This window comes from Endozoicomonas sp. ISHI1 (genome assembly GCF_024606225.1).
In the GTDB taxonomy this organism is placed as follows: domain Bacteria; phylum Pseudomonadota; class Gammaproteobacteria; order Pseudomonadales; family Endozoicomonadaceae; genus Endozoicomonas_A.
Map to the genome: position 1 here is coordinate 157,526 of NZ_JAGRPU010000004.1, position 16,218 is coordinate 173,743.

The 16,218-nt window shown below is 46.3% G+C and carries 11 protein-coding genes; 1 reads left to right on the forward strand and 10 read right to left on the reverse strand.

Annotated elements, in window-relative coordinates; all coding sequences use genetic code 11:
- Nucleotides 1-8 precede the first annotated feature (8 nt).
- From KBW69_RS04970 to KBW69_RS05000, 7 genes are all read right to left on the reverse strand, one after another.
- The gene (locus KBW69_RS04970) at nucleotides 9-1,967 is read right to left on the reverse strand and encodes an acetoacetate--CoA ligase (protein WP_257280141.1); all 1,959 of its coding nucleotides are present in this window, start codon (nucleotides 1,965-1,967) and stop codon (nucleotides 9-11) included.
- Entirely contained in the window at nucleotides 1,945-2,871 is a 927-nt protein-coding gene (locus KBW69_RS04975; protein WP_257280142.1) for a hydroxymethylglutaryl-CoA lyase, read from the reverse strand. The genes KBW69_RS04970 and KBW69_RS04975 overlap by 23 nt, the downstream gene beginning before the upstream one ends.
- The gene (locus tag KBW69_RS04980; protein ID WP_257280143.1) at nucleotides 2,861-4,897 is read right to left on the reverse strand and encodes a biotin carboxylase N-terminal domain-containing protein; all 2,037 of its coding nucleotides are present in this window, start codon (nucleotides 4,895-4,897) and stop codon (nucleotides 2,861-2,863) included. Before KBW69_RS04980 ends, KBW69_RS04975 begins: the two co-directional genes overlap by 11 nt.
- Nucleotides 4,894-5,679: an enoyl-CoA hydratase-related protein gene (locus KBW69_RS04985; RefSeq protein ID WP_257280144.1), complete on the reverse strand. Its 786-nt coding sequence runs from the start codon at nucleotides 5,677-5,679 to the stop codon at nucleotides 4,894-4,896. Before KBW69_RS04985 ends, KBW69_RS04980 begins: the two co-directional genes overlap by 4 nt.
- Nucleotides 5,680-5,696: 17 nt before the next feature.
- Nucleotides 5,697-7,304: a carboxyl transferase domain-containing protein gene (locus KBW69_RS04990; RefSeq protein WP_257280145.1), complete on the reverse strand. Its 1,608-nt coding sequence runs from the start codon at nucleotides 7,302-7,304 to the stop codon at nucleotides 5,697-5,699.
- 161 nt (nucleotides 7,305-7,465) lie between these two features.
- Nucleotides 7,466-8,629: an isovaleryl-CoA dehydrogenase gene (locus KBW69_RS04995; RefSeq protein WP_257280146.1), complete on the reverse strand. Its 1,164-nt coding sequence runs from the start codon at nucleotides 8,627-8,629 to the stop codon at nucleotides 7,466-7,468.
- A gap of 217 nt (nucleotides 8,630-8,846) precedes the next feature.
- A complete protein-coding gene (locus tag KBW69_RS05000) occupies nucleotides 8,847-9,935 on the reverse strand; it encodes a hypothetical protein (RefSeq protein ID WP_257280147.1) in 1,089 nt (362 codons plus the stop codon).
- 322 nt (nucleotides 9,936-10,257) lie between these two features.
- Between KBW69_RS05000 and KBW69_RS05005 the strand changes: the two genes are divergently transcribed.
- Entirely contained in the window at nucleotides 10,258-10,902 is a 645-nt protein-coding gene (locus tag KBW69_RS05005) for a TetR/AcrR family transcriptional regulator (RefSeq protein ID WP_257280148.1), read from the forward strand.
- Nucleotides 10,903-11,124: 222 nt separating this feature from the next.
- On the opposite strand, the gene KBW69_RS05010 is transcribed toward KBW69_RS05005, so the two are convergent.
- The 3 genes from KBW69_RS05010 to KBW69_RS05020 form a co-directional block, all read right to left on the reverse strand.
- Entirely contained in the window at nucleotides 11,125-11,874 is a 750-nt protein-coding gene (locus KBW69_RS05010) for an HAD-IIA family hydrolase (RefSeq protein WP_306671205.1), read from the reverse strand.
- Nucleotides 11,875-12,220: 346 nt separating this feature from the next.
- Nucleotides 12,221-14,590 carry a hypothetical protein gene (locus KBW69_RS05015; protein WP_257280149.1) on the reverse strand — a complete coding sequence of 790 codons (2,370 nt, stop codon included), beginning with the start codon at nucleotides 14,588-14,590 and terminating at the stop codon, nucleotides 12,221-12,223.
- Nucleotides 14,591-15,178: 588 nt separating this feature from the next.
- Nucleotides 15,179-16,198, reverse strand: a complete 1,020-nt coding sequence (locus KBW69_RS05020; RefSeq protein ID WP_257276060.1) for an acyltransferase — start codon at nucleotides 16,196-16,198, stop codon at nucleotides 15,179-15,181.
- Between the last annotated feature and the right edge of the window lie 20 nt (nucleotides 16,199-16,218).

Here is a 16,218-nt window from a genome sequence, read left to right on the forward strand (position 1 = left end):
CTTTGTTTTTAATCCTGAAGTTCTGGTCGTTTTCGAAAATAGTCTAAAGCTTCCGGGTTTGCCAAGGCATCGGTATTGGCAATCGGTTTATCATGGACAACATCCCTGACGGCCAGCTCAACGATCTTGCCGCTGATGGTTCTCGGAATATCAGGTGTTTGGAGAACAACCGCAGGTACGTGGCGAGGCGTTGTATTGGCCCGAATGGTCTTTTTTATTTCGCTGATGAGTGCGTCATCCAGGATGATGCCATCTCGTAACTTAACAAACAAAATGACCCTGACATCGCCTTCCCACTCCTGACCAATGGCAACACTTTCGAGTACCTCTTCGACCTTTTCAACCTGTCGGTAAATTTCCGCAGTACCAATTCTCACGCCACCCGGATTCAGGACAGCATCTGCCCTGCCATGAATAATCACCCCTTTATTGACTGTCAGTTCACCAAAGTCTCCATGGGCCCAGACCCCCGGGAACTGGTTGAAATAGGCTTTGTGATACTTTTTGTTCTCAGGGTCATTCCAGAATCCAATAGGCATTGAGGGGAAACTGGACTGACAGGTCAGCTCGCCTTTTTCTTTCAACAGGGGTTTGCCTTCAGGGTTGACGAATTGAACGTCCATTCCCAGCCCTCGGCACTGAAGCTCCCCTCTAATGACCGGCAAGGCAGGGCAGCCCAGAGCAAAGCAGGAAATAATATCGGTACCACCGGAAATAGAGGATAGACAAAGGTCTTTTTTGATGTCCCGGTATACATAATCAAAACTCTCGTGAAGCAAAGGAGAGCCAGTAGACAGAATGGTTTTCAGTTTTGGCAGGGAGTGAGATTCAACAGGTTTAACCCCGGCCTTTTCCAGTGCTGCAATGTATTTTGCACTGGTCCCGAAAACAGTGATCCCTTCTTCTTCAGCGATATCCATAAGGCTTCGTGGTTCAGGATGAAAGGGGGAACCATCATAAAGAACGACAGTGGCTCCCAGCGCAAGAGAAGAAGCCAGCCAGTTCCACATCATCCAGCCGCAGGTAGAAAAATAAAAGAGGGTGTCTTCGGGTTTTACATCCGTGTGTAAAGACAACTCCTTCAGATGCTGTAAAAGGGTACCACCATGTCCATGTATGATGCACTTTGGTGCTCCTGTCGTCCCGGAAGAATACATAATGAACAGAGGGTGGTTGAAATCTACCGCTACAAACTCAGGTGTATTGCGGTCTGGAACAATAAAATCGTCGTATAAACTCGATGAAGTCAGGGAGCTGATATCGGCATCACTGCCAAGGAATGGCACAATGACGGTTTGTTCGATAGAAGGGATTTGCGCCTGAATGGACTGAACTTTTTCCAGGCATTGAATCGGCTTGCCACCATAAAAATAGCCATCAATGCTGAGTAGTACTTTTGGGGTGATTTGCCCAAAACGATCCAGAACACCCTGAATACCAAAATCTGGTGAGCAGGAGGACCAGACAGCTCCCAGCGCGGTAGTCGCCAGCATCATAATCAGGGTTTCAGGGCAGTTGGGCATAAAGGCCGCCACTCGGTCTCCTTTGCTGACCCCGAGGACTTTGAGTCCAGCTTGCGCTGCTGCAACCGCTTTAACCAACTCACCATAACTCAAGGTGATACGCTGGCCATCTTCCCGTCTGAAAATCAGCGCGTCTTCTGTGGTTCTTTCGGCATTTTTGCTATGCCGGAGCATGTGTTCTGCATAGTTGAGAGTCGAGTCCGGAAACCACTTTGCCCCCGGCATTTGATCATGGTGGCAGACAGAAGAAGGGGCACTGTGAAATTGGATGTCTACAAATTTTGCCACGTTATCCCAAAAAGCATAACGATCGCTGACACTCCAGTCATAAAGGGAGTGGAAATCAGTCAGATCCTGAGCAGTGACGTCATTGACTGACTGAATGAATGCGTGAAGATTTGACGATTGAATCCGGCTCTCGTCAGGTGCCCAGAGCTGCGTCATATTTGATCCTGTCTTGTTGTAGTGCCAGCCCGGCGTTCGAGTAGGAACGGATACCCAGTTGATGGCAGATGAATGTCGAGGCTTCGAGAAGCCTGTCCATCTGCACGCCAGTTTTAATGTTCAGGCCTGCCATTAAATAGAGCACATCTTCAGTGGCAACATTGCCAGAGGCTCCCGGCGCGTAGGGGCATCCACCCAGACCGGCAACTGCCGAATCCACCACTGTCAGACCCTCTTCAAGGGACGCGTATATATTGGTTAATGCCTGTCCATAAGTGTTGTGGTAGTGAGCGGCAAGATGCTCCATAGGTACTTCACGACCACAGGCTTCCAATACTCGTTTAACCCTGAGAGGTGTTCCTGTACCTACAGTATCGCCAAGGGAGACTTCGTAGCATCCCATTTGATAGAGTGCTTTGGTCACTTCGGCTACTTGCTGAGGCGTGATGGCGCCATCATAGGGGCAACTGATAATGCAGGAAACATAGCCCCTGACAGGAATATTACTCCGTCTGGCCAGTTCCAAAACTGGCTCAAAACGTTTAAGACTTTCGGCAATGGAACAGTTGATATTTTTCTGGCTGAATCCTTCGGAAGCTGAGGCAAACACCGCTGCCTCGTCTACTCCTGCTTTCAGAGCATCTTCCATCCCTCTGAGATTGGGGGTTAAAGCGGTATAAACAACGTCACATTGACGTTTGATAGTCTGGAAAACTTTATCCGAGTCCGCCATCTGGGGAACATATTCAGTGGAAACGAAACTGCCGGTTTCGATGTGCCGAAGGCCCGATTGAGACAGTAAGTTGACCAGCTGAACACGTGTTTCCGGAGAAGTTGGTGTTGGCAGATTCTGGAGTCCGTCACGGGCTCCAACTTCGACAATACGGACAGACTCAGGCAGCATGTTCACTTTCCTCCCTGAACGCCATGAGCGATGAACCAGCGTCCACCCTGTCGCCTGCTTGATAAAAGACTGACTCAATCATTCCGTCACAAGGAGCATAAATAGTGTGTTCCATTTTCATGGCTTCCATGACCAGCAGAGCGGTGCCGGCATGGACCTGCTGTCCTGCTTCGACCATCACTGAGTTGACGGTACCGTTCATTGGCGCCAACATTGCCTCAGAGCCATCCTGTGCGGTCAGGCATTGTCCTGAAAGGCTCAACTCAACGCTGAAGTCAGGGAAGAATATCTTTAGCCTGGCTTCGGGCAATGGGACCACGCGACATTTTGTTGAAGAAAACACCGTGTTGTGGCCAACCGACAGTTGTCCTGACAAACAACCTGACTCCACCTCATACCAGTGAATATCAGCCTGACAATAGCCATCAGGTAGACTCACTTTGAACCTTTCGGGCGTTTTTTCCAGCGAAATCACGTAGGGTTGATGGTTCAGAAACAGAGTTATCTGAGAAGGTGCCACAGCAGCCGGCAATGAACCCTTGTATTGAGATTGATGGAATTGGTATAAGGATCCTGCAATCAACGACACTCTCAATTGATCACGATTCAGTTCTGTCTGAGGTGGATACTGGTCAATAAAGTGTGTCGATAACTCAGCCTTTCTGAAGGCAGATTCATTGACCAGATGCAGCAGAAAGTCCCGGTTATCACTCAAGCCGGCCTGTTGATAGTCAGACAAAGCCTGAGACATTTTATCAATAGCTGCTTCACGATTTTCAGCCCAGACCACCAGTTTTGCCAGCATTGGATCATAGTGGCTGGAGATATGATCACCCTGTTGTACACCGGTATCGATGCGGACATGATCCTTAGCCTGGGGCCATTGCAAGTCCATGATTTTTCCGGAGGAAGGTAAAAAGTCTTGATTAGGACTTTCGGCGTAGATTCGAGCCTCAAGGGCATGGCCATGACATTGCAGCTGATCTTGTGTCAGAGGCAAGGATGCACTAGCGGCAATAGCCAGTTGCCATTCAACCAGATCCTGCCCGGTAATAGCCTCAGTGACAGGGTGTTCAACCTGAAGTCGTGTATTCATTTCCATGAAATAGAAACGTTCACCGTCAACCAGGAACTCAACTGTACCGGCTCCCCGATACTCTATGGCCCTGCCGGCTGCGACTGCGGCTTCACCCATACTTTTTCGCATGGAGTCAGGGAGGTTAGGAGCTGGGGCTTCTTCGATGACTTTCTGGTGACGGCGCTGTAAAGAACAGTCACGGTCGAAAAGATATATTCCTTCATTGTTCTCATCAAAAAAGATCTGAACTTCTACATGGCGAGGTCGGGTGATATACGACTCCAGAAGCAGGTGGTCATCACCAAAACTTTTCAGGGCCTCTCTTCGGGCAGCCTGAAGACCTTCCTGCAACTGGTCTGAATGTTCAATAATTCTCATGCCCTTGCCGCCACCACCCAATGCGGCTTTGACCATCAGAGGGTAACCTATGCGTTCTGCCTCGAGGATCAGGGTTTCATCAGACTGATCGCAGCCGTGATAACCGGGACACACAGGGACACCGGCCTTTTCCATCAGGGCTTTGGCTTCACTTTTTGAACCCATTGCTTTGATGGCTTGGTGACCGGGTCCGATGAAGTGAATACCGGCGCTATGACAGGCCAGAGCAAAGTCTGCATTTTCTGAGAGAAACCCATAGCCGGGGTGCACCGCCTGAGCGCTGGACTGTTGGGCAACTTCAATCAGTTTTTCAGTGCACAGGTAGCTTTCCTGTGCAGGCGAAGAGCCAATGTAATAAGCTTCATCAGCCAGGGTTTTATGAAGGGCCCGGTAATCTGCATCGGAATAGACAGCGACTGTCTTAATTCCCAATTTTTTGGCGGTATTTATTACTCTGCAGGCGATTTCACCCCGGTTGGCAACCAGGATTTTATCGAAATGTTTTACACTCCGTAGACTGTTGTTCGAGCTCATGGCTGTCTTCTCGCTCATGACTGTCTTCTCGCTCATGGCTGCCTCCATGACGGTATGCGTTTTTCAAGGAATGATGCCAGGCCTTCCTGACCTTCAGGAGAGACTCTGATGCGGGCTATCTCCTGGCAGGCCATTTCGACAAACTCTTCATTAATGGGTTTGTTATGAACTTTATGAAGCATGTTTTTGGCCAGTCGAGTCGCTTCAGGAGCATTACCAAGAAGCTGTTGAGTTAGCTCTTCTGCTTTGGTGTCGAGTTCTGATTCAGGCACCCGTTCATGCAGCAATCCCAACTCAAGCGCTTTTTCTCCAGAGAAGACTTCTGCACTCAGAAAGTAACGACGGGCCTGACGGGTACCTATGGCCTGGACAACGTAAGCGCTGATGACGGCCGGGATCAGGCCAATTTTGACCTCACTCAGGCTAAAACGGGTATTCTCTGCTCCCAATGCGATATCGCAGGCACAAATCAGTCCAATAGCACCACCAAATGCAGCGCCCTGAACCACTGCCATGGTAGGTGCTGGAAAGTGATTCAAGGTGTGGAGTAGCTCTGACAGTGTACGTGCGTCGTCGTAGTTTTCCTGTTCACTGAGGTGAATGGCGTTCTTCATCCAGTTAAGATCACCTCCGGCAGAAAAATGTTTGCCGGAGCCTCTGAGTTGCAGCAGTCGTGTCTCTTTACCCGACAGCTGTTTCAGGGCCGCAATCAGTTCGCTGATCAGTTCTGCATTAAAAGCATTACCCACTTCCGGACGGTTCATGGTTATGCTGGCAACGCCATTGCTGGTGGTCTCGATAATGAGAGAGTTGCTCATGGTATTACCTCCCTGCCTTACATTCTGAAAACACCAAAGCGGGTTTCTTCGATGGGCGCATTCATGGCTACAGAGAGGCTCTGGCCCAGAACGTCACGGGTATTGACGGGGTCAATAATGCCATCGTCCCAGAGCCGGGCACTGGCATAAATCGGATTGCCTTTGTGGTCATAGGTTTCGATGACCGGTGTTTTAATGGCGGCTTCTTCTTCGGCAGAAAGGGTTTTCCCCTTTCGTGCGAGACTGTCTTTTTTAACCTGGGCCAGAACTTCTGCTGCCTGTTCACCGCCCATCACTGAGATTCTGGCATTAGGCCAGATCCAAAGAAATCTCGGGTCATAAGCCCGCCCACACATACCGTAGTTGCCTGCACCAAAACTGCCGCCAATGATGACGGTGAGTTTTGGAACGGTTGCACAGGCCACCGCATTGACCATCTTGGCGCCGTCTTTTGCTATGCCCCCTGCTTCATAGTTTGAACCCACCATGAAGCCTGTGATGTTTTGCAGGAAAAGCAAAGGTATACGTCGCTGGCAACATAATTCGATAAAGTGAGCCCCCTTCTGGGCCGACTCTGAGAAGAGAACTCCGTTGTTTGCCAGAATGCCGACCGGGTGACCATGAATTCTGGCAAAGCCGCAGACCAGAGTAGTGCCATAGCGGGCCTTGAATTCATCAAATTCGGAACCATCAACGATTCGGGCAATGACTTCACGAACGTCATAATTCTGTTTCAGATCGGAAGGGATCAGGCCATAGAGTTCGCCGGGGTCATAGACGGGAGGAATGGGCTTTTCTAATGGGAAGGGATGAGTTTTCTTTTTGTTCAATCTGTCAATGGAACTTCTGACAAGTTCAAGGGCGTGGGCATCATTTTCTGCCATGTAATCCGCCACACCTGATTGTTCACAATGAACCCCGGCACCACCCAGCTCTTCTGCCGTGACCTCTTCTCCGGTGGCGGCTTTGACCAGAGGTGGGCCTGCCAGAAAGATAGTGCCCTGATTTCTGACGATAATGGTTTCGTCTGCCATAGCCGGCACATAGGCTCCTCCTGCCGTACAGGAGCCCATAACTGCGGCAATCTGGGGAATTCCTTTGGCAGACATGTTGGCCTGGTTAAAGAAGATTCGACCAAAGTGTTCTCTGTCCGGAAATACTTCATCCTGGTAGGGAAGGTTGGCTCCTCCGGAATCAACCAGGTAGATGCAGGGCAGATGATTTTGTTCGGCAATGGTCTGGGCGCGCAGGTGTTTTTTTACCGTAAGCGGGAAGTAACTGCCGCCTTTGACAGTAGCATCGTTGGCCAGAATCATACATTCGATGCCAGCAACAAAACCAACGCCTGCAACAACACCGGCGCAGGGGGCTTCATTATCGTAGATGTCGGCAGCGGCAAAGCGGCCTACTTCTAGAAAAGGGGAGTTGGGATCAAGCAAATGGGCAATGCGATCCCGGGCTAACAACTTTCCTCTGGCAGTATGGTTTTCTCTCGATTTTTGACTGCCGCCTTGGGCAATGGTTTCAAAACGAGCATTGATCTGGTCCACCAGAGCCTGCATGTGTCGGCGGTTGTTGTGGAATTCGGGGCTGTCGGGTGCCACTTTTGAAGATAGTACGGGCATATTGATCGCCTCTGATGAAGCCGTTTTTTTGCTCATAGCCTTGCAGCGTTGCGATAGAGGTTAGATCACATCCTGCATGCCAAGGCTATGGCTGTTTCGGAATGTATGATTGTTGTTATGGCAGCATGGTTGTCCTGAGAGAGCAGTGCTGCGTGGCGATGTTAGCGAGACTCCTGGAAAAGTTCTCTGCCGATCAGCATACGACGGATTTCTGATGTACCGGCACCTATCTCATAGAGCTTGGCATCTCTAAGCAGGCGACCGGTTGGATATTCATTGATGTAGCCATTACCACCCAAAATCTGAATGGCGTCCAGTGCCATCTGGGTAGCACGTTCAGCACAATAAAGAATGACACCGGCTGCGTCTTTTCGGGTACTTTCACCACGATCACAGGCAGCCGCAACTGCATAAAGGTAAGCTTTACTGGCATTCATCTGGCTGTACATGTCAGCCACTTTGCCCTGGATCAACTGAAACTCACCAATGGACTTGCCAAACTGTTTACGGTCATGAATGTAGGGAATTACGACATCCATACAGGCTTGCATAATGCCGGTTGGGCCTCCGGACAGAACCACTCGCTCATAGTCCAGTCCACTCATGAGCACCGATACCCCTTCATTGACGGCACCCAGTACGTTTTCTTCAGGCACTTCGCAATCTACAAACACCAACTCACAGGTGTTCGATCCTCTCATGCCCAATTTGTCCAGCTTTTGAGCACGAGAGAAACCTTTGGCGTCTCGTTCAACGATGAATGCGGTAATGCCTCGGGAACTTTTTTTGGGTTCGGTTTTGGCATAAATGACGTAGGTGTGTGCATCCGGGCCATTGGTGATCCACATCTTGCTGCCATTCAGAATATATCTGTCGCCTTTTTTCTCGGCTTTCAGTTTCATGCTGACAACATCTGAACCTGCGTTAGGTTCGCTCATGGCCAGAGCGCCGATGTGCTCGCCGCTGATCAATTTGGGAAGGTATTTCTGCTTCTGTACTTTGTTGCCGTTACGCTTGATTTGGTTTACACACAGATTGGAGTGTGCCCCATAACTGAGAGCAACGGAGGCAGAAGCCCGGCTGATCTCTTCCATGGCGATGACATGAGCGAGATAACCCATGTCTGAACCACCGAGTTCTTCTTCTGCCGTTATGCCAAGCAAACCCATAGCTCCGAACTTTTGCCAGAGGTCCATGGGAAACTGGTTGCTGCTGTCGATTTCCCGGGCGCGGGGAGCAATTTCATGATCGCAAAACTGTCTGACCTGCTCTCTCAGCAGGTCATTGGTTTCACCCAGATTGAAGTTGAGTGTCAGGTAATTCATCGAACGTATCTTTGTTTAAATTATTCTTAGACTATAGTCATTGTGTGGCTATAGGCATTTCAATTCGTGATTACAGTTCCGAAGATCTTTCCGGATATCCACCTAAACAGCAACTATTGGATAAATAACTTCACAGCATGATGTTAGTGTTCCATTTCTGAGGGAAAACGTAAATGCTTATATTATCGAAAGTCGCCTATTGTACGACAGAAAAATGTTACCTGTGATGACCTGAGTAACGGTTGTGACTGTTCCATGAACTCCCGTAGTCAAAGTGATCAATAGCGATGGCGTCTGGGTATCTATTGCATGGATAACGGTAGAAAAGTCCTGCTTTGTCAGGGACTGGCATGTATTCTGACTCGTTTAAATACAGGCCAGGCAATCTGTAGAGCGAGTCCGCTTTTACAATGCAGAAGTCATTCCCTGCCTCTCTTAACTTAACGGCAGTTTCAGTCAGCAAGCTGCCCGGGCGAAACTCTTGCACCTTTGGCGCCCAGTCAATGTAGGGGTAAATTTTGGTATGGGGAAGCATTAGCCACCCTGTTTGTTCGTTCGCTGCTGCAGCCCTGTACCAACTGTCTATCCCCAGCAGAAAAAAAGCCGGACCGAAAATGTCTACTTTGGAATGGGGTACTTCATCTTCCAGAGGAGGGATGGATAACAGCAGGTTATTGAGCGCCGGGTGATTGGCCTCAGCGGCAAAAAAAGCGTTGCTCAAGTAGCCTTGCTGAGACGTCAAAAATGCAAACTCATTAGCCGTTATGAGTGTGTATAGAGGTTGTTTAATGAGGTCGGCCATTTCATTGGGATTAAGCAGTTCAAACTTCATATCGAAATAGAAACCGCCGAATTCGTGGACGATTCGATATCTCAGGATGTCGCCCAGACTGGCGAGGTGACTATCGTCGGACGTTTTGTTGCGTTCCAGAATAGCCTTAATGACCGAATGCTCATTATCAAAAAGTTCATTAATGGAGTATTCTTTTGTGGTGTATTCTGACTCGGTCCAGGTATGTCGAATGATTTTTCCATTCCGTTCGAGGAAGTTGTTCTGAGTGGCTCGCCACAGGTTATACTCCCAGCCCTTGACCTTTTTAAAACTCTGACTGACGATATCCAGGTATTCGGGTACTTTTGCACCAATCCAGATTTGATGAATCTTGCCCGGGATGGCCGCTTCTGTGCTGCCTGAAAGTACGGCAAACAATAAAATGAGTGGTCGACAGACGCTAAAAAATACTGGGTGTGCCCAACTTTTTACAAGCAGATCACGGTTGTTTGTGTTTATCAATTTGGAATCCATTTTTTAATCTGTACAGTAAAATAAGACTTCAGCTATCAGTGGAGTTCGCCCCCAAAGGCCACAGATGTTAAGCTGATGTTCGATTTAAGGGACTTGGCACAGCTCTTTCAAACTGCTTTGAAGAAGGGGTGTAGCCATTGTTCCATCATTGGAAACGAAAAAGGGTTTTAATGGTCTGCATCTCTTCGACATTCGTCGAGATAATATAGACAGGCTTTCGACAATGAGTAGCCGGTATAGCTGAACTGACCATTTTTTCTCTGAATGATATTAAAATGAGCAATTTGATTAAGCTGAATAGCTTGATTTTTATGGCACCACTATGAATGCATTAATACAGCTGACAGACGCCAAGGAAGCGCTGGTAAAAGCAGCGGAAAAGCTGATAGCCGAGAGGGGGCTGGATGCGGTTTCAGATCGTGAAATAGCCAGAGCCGCAGGACAGAAGAATAATTCTGCTGTTCAGTATCATTTTGGTGACCGGGCAGGGCTGATTAACGCCATTCTGGATTTCCGAATGATCCCTCTCAACCAGAAGCGTCATGAGATGCTTGATGAGCTTCTCAACCATAAAGAACCACCAACTACCAGAGATCTGGTGAAGGTTTTGTTGCTTCCATACATGGCAAACCTGAAAACCTCAAGAGAAGAGAGTTCCTATACCAGTCTGGTCTGTCATCTGTTTCAGCGAGGTAATCATCAGATCGCTGCGATGGATACCCCCAGAAGCAGCTCTCTGGTTCGTATGACCGAGGCATTTGGTACCATTTTGCCACATTTGAGTGTCAAAGAGCTCCGTGCCCGGCTCGCTTTTATGGGGTCCATAGTGATTCATACAGTAGCTCGCTGGGATCAGCAGTGCCGCCTGGACCCTGAGACCTGGACACCAGAACATATTAGCCAGCAGGCCCGGTTCCTCATTGAGTTTCTGGCGGGAGGAATGGATCAGGATGCTCTGGCTGATTAAGCCCGACTCAGGAACCAGAATTCCCCGACGAGGAAGATACTCTTTCAGAATCTGACCACTGGTTTTTTAAATAGTGATTTACAGCTAAGGCCGTGGTGGATGAGAACGATTAAATTGTTTTGATGAGTGGCCTGAAAAAATGAATCGGGTTCGGGTTCATACACCGGCAGGGAAAGCAGATCGGAAAAAGATCACCCAAACTCGATTCGAGAGTAAGCGAGTTCAGATAATATCAATATCCGCAACGCAATCGAAAATATGGTTGGGCTTGTAAGGGACCTTATCGATATCAGCGAGTCGGGATACACCGGACAAAACCAGAATGGTTTCAAGGCCGGCCTGAAAGCCCGCAAGAATATCAGTGCGCAGGTTGTCACCTACAATGACGGTGTTGTCTGAATGTGACCCCATTTTGTTCAGGGCGGCACGTATAATCCAGGCACTGGGTTTGCCCACATAGAATGGCTTTTTGCCAGTAATCCGCTCGATAGGAGCACACAGTGCACCGCAGGCCGGAGTCATATTGGGACCGTGGGTATCAGGGTTTGTGGCAATAAAACGTGCTCCTTCAGACACAAACCGGGCTCCGGTGTGGATCATGTTCCAGTTGTAATTCTTGGTTTCACCCACGACGACAAAATCCGGATTGATATCGGTAATGGCAAAGCCTGCTTTATACAGTTCGTGAACCAGGGCACCCTCGCCGATGACATAAGCTTTCTGACCTTCCTGCCGTTTAAGAAATTCTGCTGTAGCCATGGCAGAAGTGAAAAAGCAACTTTCCGGAATAATGATGCCGACAGAAGCAAAACGGTTCTGCAGGTCTTTCTCGGTCTGGGAGGGATAGTTGGTTAGCATGACCAGAGAGATGTCCCTCTCCAGCATACTGTGAATGAAATCATCAGCACCGGGAATCAGGGTGTTGTCATGCAAAATCACGCCGTCAATGTCACAAATTACGCTTTTAGACATAATACTATCTGATCAGGTTAGACTCTGAGAAGGGCATTATAAAGGGCTTGAAAGCCAGAAGGCCAGAAAGCTTTCCAGCCCGAAGTGCCAGCGTCTGATTACGCTGTTGTTAACCAAATCTGAACATCGTGTATCCACTTCACGATGGCCACCAAAACCTCTCTTGCCTTTGTGCAGACAGCTACAGCTTTCGGTATACTTAACTTACTCAGTCAAAGTCGTTTAACCCGCTGGTTAGTTGCCTGATCTGGAGGGTGTCGCAAAAGTGCTTTATTCTGTAGTCCTTGAGGTGATTTCCGTTCAATACATACAAAAAAACAGGACTGAGCACCATTGTGATCAAATATCATCTGATTTTATTCAGAAAGCTGTGATAGTCATCAGGGTTCAGTCCCAGTTTCTGCAAGTATTGGACGGTCGAAAAGAGAACTTCCCCGGCAGTATAATCTTTGCTGGATCTAACATCGTCAGGGACAGGCTGAATCGGCTCATTGCGCTTTCGACGTTCATGAATATATTCGAACCAGGCTTGTAAAAACTGATTAACCAATTTTAACTCCCTCAAATTTTCAGGGCAGCGAAAAAAACGAAACTCTATTGTACCATAGGGTTGGATCATCTCTGTTCCTGGAATATGCAACAAAGAAATAGCCATATATTTGTCTATCTCTACATCAGAAAACCCACCAAACATTTGTTGTAAAGGAGCCATCTGTATCAGATGACTGTATATTTTTGAAAACCGCTTAAGCTTCTCCAGTTTTTCTGAATCGGTTTGCCAATGACCATTCGGTTTTTCATAATTGAATCCCGCTAATTTTTCATTGTACGTAGCAATCATCCAGTTTATCCGCTCAATGGCTAACCCCCTCATATCAGAATAATCAGAAAACAATTTATACCATTGACTCTCATCATCATTGATGATTCGGTCATTATTCCCGAATGCTCTTAGTAAATAGGGATTGCTCTCAATCTCCCTCTGCAATTCCAAAAGAACACTCGGATCACCGTGGGTGGCACTCAATGCATCGACATGCTTGTGACCGGAAGAATAACCTATAAGCCCATCTTGAATCATTGAATCAACCACTTCAAAGACTTTTTCAAAACAACTGTCCACATTGGCTTCACCATCATGGTATGGTTTACAATTCACCTCAAACCATGCATCACCATCCATAGTAGGAGTTATGTGGAAAAGACCATCAAAAGTTAAGTTATGAGTGCCAACACCTGCCTTGTTAGCCCCTGACTTTTTCATACGATCTTCAAATATGGGAATATAATTGCTATCTTGTAGGCTTCCCGTTTCAATTATTGAAGTTATATCGTATTCCAGCTCTTCACCAAATATGAGGTTTAGGTTATTATCAAGCATTATATCTTGTTCCAGGCAGTCTTGCTTTTCTTCAAGCATATCATTAAGAGTACCTAACCAAAGTTTTTTAAGATTCGGTCCAATGAGAACTTCATTAAAAGATTTTCTAAGGGTATTATTTTTTCGTAGAGCGTCAGTAATAAGATTTCTACTCATTGCATTTTCATTAAAATCCATCAATTTCCTTGATTCATCAGTAAGTTCTCGTCTGTAGAGGGTGATCAATTCCATGAGATTAAGAAATTCTGAAAAACAGCCATTACCAAAAAATATTTTTTCAAAAAAACGAAATGCATCATGCCGAGCTAACAGGTAGTACTTATTTTTAAATTCATTATGATGTCCATGGTATATGTAAAGATAGTCGGCTAATAAAGCACCAAGATAGTAGTATTTATATGTCTTGTTATTAAGTGATGACTCACTTTTTCTTTGAGAAAATGTTCTGGATAAAATGGAATCTATTATTTCAATATTTTTAGTGCTAATTCTAAGGTCAGGTCGATATTTATGGGTATCAGTTTTAAAAGTAAATTTCTGGTTTGTTAACATTCCTTCCATATATAATATGAAATCTACAAAAATTTCTTTAACATTGTGTTCAGTAGTCATGACATTACCTCGAAAATGGACATGTTCAAAATCCTTTCTTTTTTCATTCTCGATTATTCTTTCGATAGAAAAATCATGTTTCTCAGTGAGTTTATTAATAGTATTTAAGAAATGCCCGGCTGCCTCTTGAGGTGTCAAGTCTGGAGTATTTAAGCTGAGGTTTGAGTCGATTCTCCTGCGCTTGCCCAGTTTTACTTTTAATGATCCTTGTTGCCTTTGATTTTCGGTTTGATCCCCTTTTTTGGTCTGCCGATCACTATCAACTTTGTCATTTCCTGTCAGATTTTCCTTTGAATTACCCAGACTGATAATATCGGGAATGTCACCAGTATTCCCTTTCAAAAAGGCATTTTTAGCAGTATCAGGCAAAAAGAATGAAAAAGTATTCAAGACATTCGCCTGATTATTAATAATCTCATTTTTTTCGTCGGCTAATGGATAGAGGTTATTCTTTTCTTTTTCAGAAAACTCTGTGTTCTTTTTGTGATCGAGTTCTTTAAGCTCTTTTTTTACTTTATATGTTGCACTCTCTAGAAAGTGGTTTTTCCAAACTGGGAAAGTTGGTATTTCTTTTTTCTTGAAGGCATCAAGTAGTAATTTTTCAACACTGTTTCTTTCAATAGGAAGTATTATCGGAAAAGACTTGCTTGTGTAAGCCGGAATTAAAGCTCCCTGACGGCAGAGAGTCAAGGGTTGAGAAGCTATCGCATGTGAAGCAGTCATGAATAACCAGATAAAAATAATTGCTGACTTCATAATCGGAAAAGTTATCTTTATTAATCTGTTTAAATGCCAAGATCCTGAATAATTTTATTCGGCCATTCCAAGTACATTCTATAGCAAGCGTGTAAGTCGATAAGTCTGAATATTCCAATTATTCAATTAAAAAATATTAACACGAAAGCTGATAAGTGTGTATAAAGTATCTTTGACACTATGCATGATCTTGTGTAGTTGTCTGGCTTGAAGATTAATTGCCATAGAATAAGCTAGTTACATATTGGGAAATAATCAAATGTGCTGACGAAATAATCATAATTGCTCATCCCTTATGACCAAAACATGAAGGTCCATTGGACTGAAAAAGCTCAAGGGCTTCAGAATAAAGCACTTTTGCATTAATGACCGTTGTTTATTAAAAGCCCATGCCTAACAGCCTTAAGAGCAGGAAAAAAACTGCAGTCGTATAATCAAACAGCTATTTTTATTCAAAAGACAATAAGAGAGGCTGTTGCAAAAGTCCTGAGCTTCGCTGGTACTGCTTTAAAAAGTGACTCAGCTCTGCCCGCTACTTTTGCAACACCCTCCGGATCAGGGAACGATCCAGTGGGTTAGACGACTTCGACCGAGTAGCCAGACCACTGCGGTGCTGGCCAGCATGGTCACAACAGTCCAGAAGGGAATCATGATAATAGCACTCGCTGGGTAGAGGTCGTAGGCTCTGACGGGCCAGAGCAGGAGAGGGTGCACCAGGTAAATGCCCAGACTGTAACGGCTGAGAATTGAAATAATGCTTTTGCTTCTCCCCTGAATTTTATCGCAGTAGTGTTTGGCCAGGCAGAAAACCATGGTTGCCACGAGAACGGTATTAATGGTTTTATAAGAGTTGAATCGACCAGAACTGTACGTTCCTTTCTCGTTGCTAAGCCAGAACACTCCGCCTAAAGTGAGTATCAGTCCAAGAATACCGCCAAAAATAATCAATGATTGATACCTACGGGTATCATACTTCGCAAGGCAATATCCCCAGATTAAATAACCACCGTACAGGAGTGTATTGATATGCCAGAAAGTTTCGATCCTGATCAGGTAACTTAATGTCAGCCATAACCAGACCCCTGCCATAAATTTAAGCAGGTCATCGGGCATGGCCTGCACAGCAGGCTTCAGAAAAGGGATGACAAGATAAAGGGGAATAAAATAGTAATAGAAACCAAGGTGGTACCAGGTACTTTCATAGGGAAGTTCTTTCAGGGTATTAATAGCCCTGGTCCACTCGTAATCAAAAGTGGGTGTGAGTCCTGCCAGAAAGGAATAAAACACGGCCCAGAAAAGAAAGGGCACCAGAACTTTCATCACCCGTCGTCTCAGGAAGTAATTCAGGTCAAAAGGGCGCTTGTCCGATAAAAACAGCATGCCGGTGATCATGATAAAAATGGGTACGCACCAGCGGGAAAAACTGTTAAAAGTGACTGCCGTGAGCCAATCTGACATGGGGATTTGTCCGTAAAGCTCGCGATAGGGTCCCAGCACGTGGATCATAATCACAGCTATTGCGGCCACAACACGCAATAGGTCCAGATAAAACACAGGTTCTCTTTTTGATGACATTGGCCTGATTCTTTTTGCTA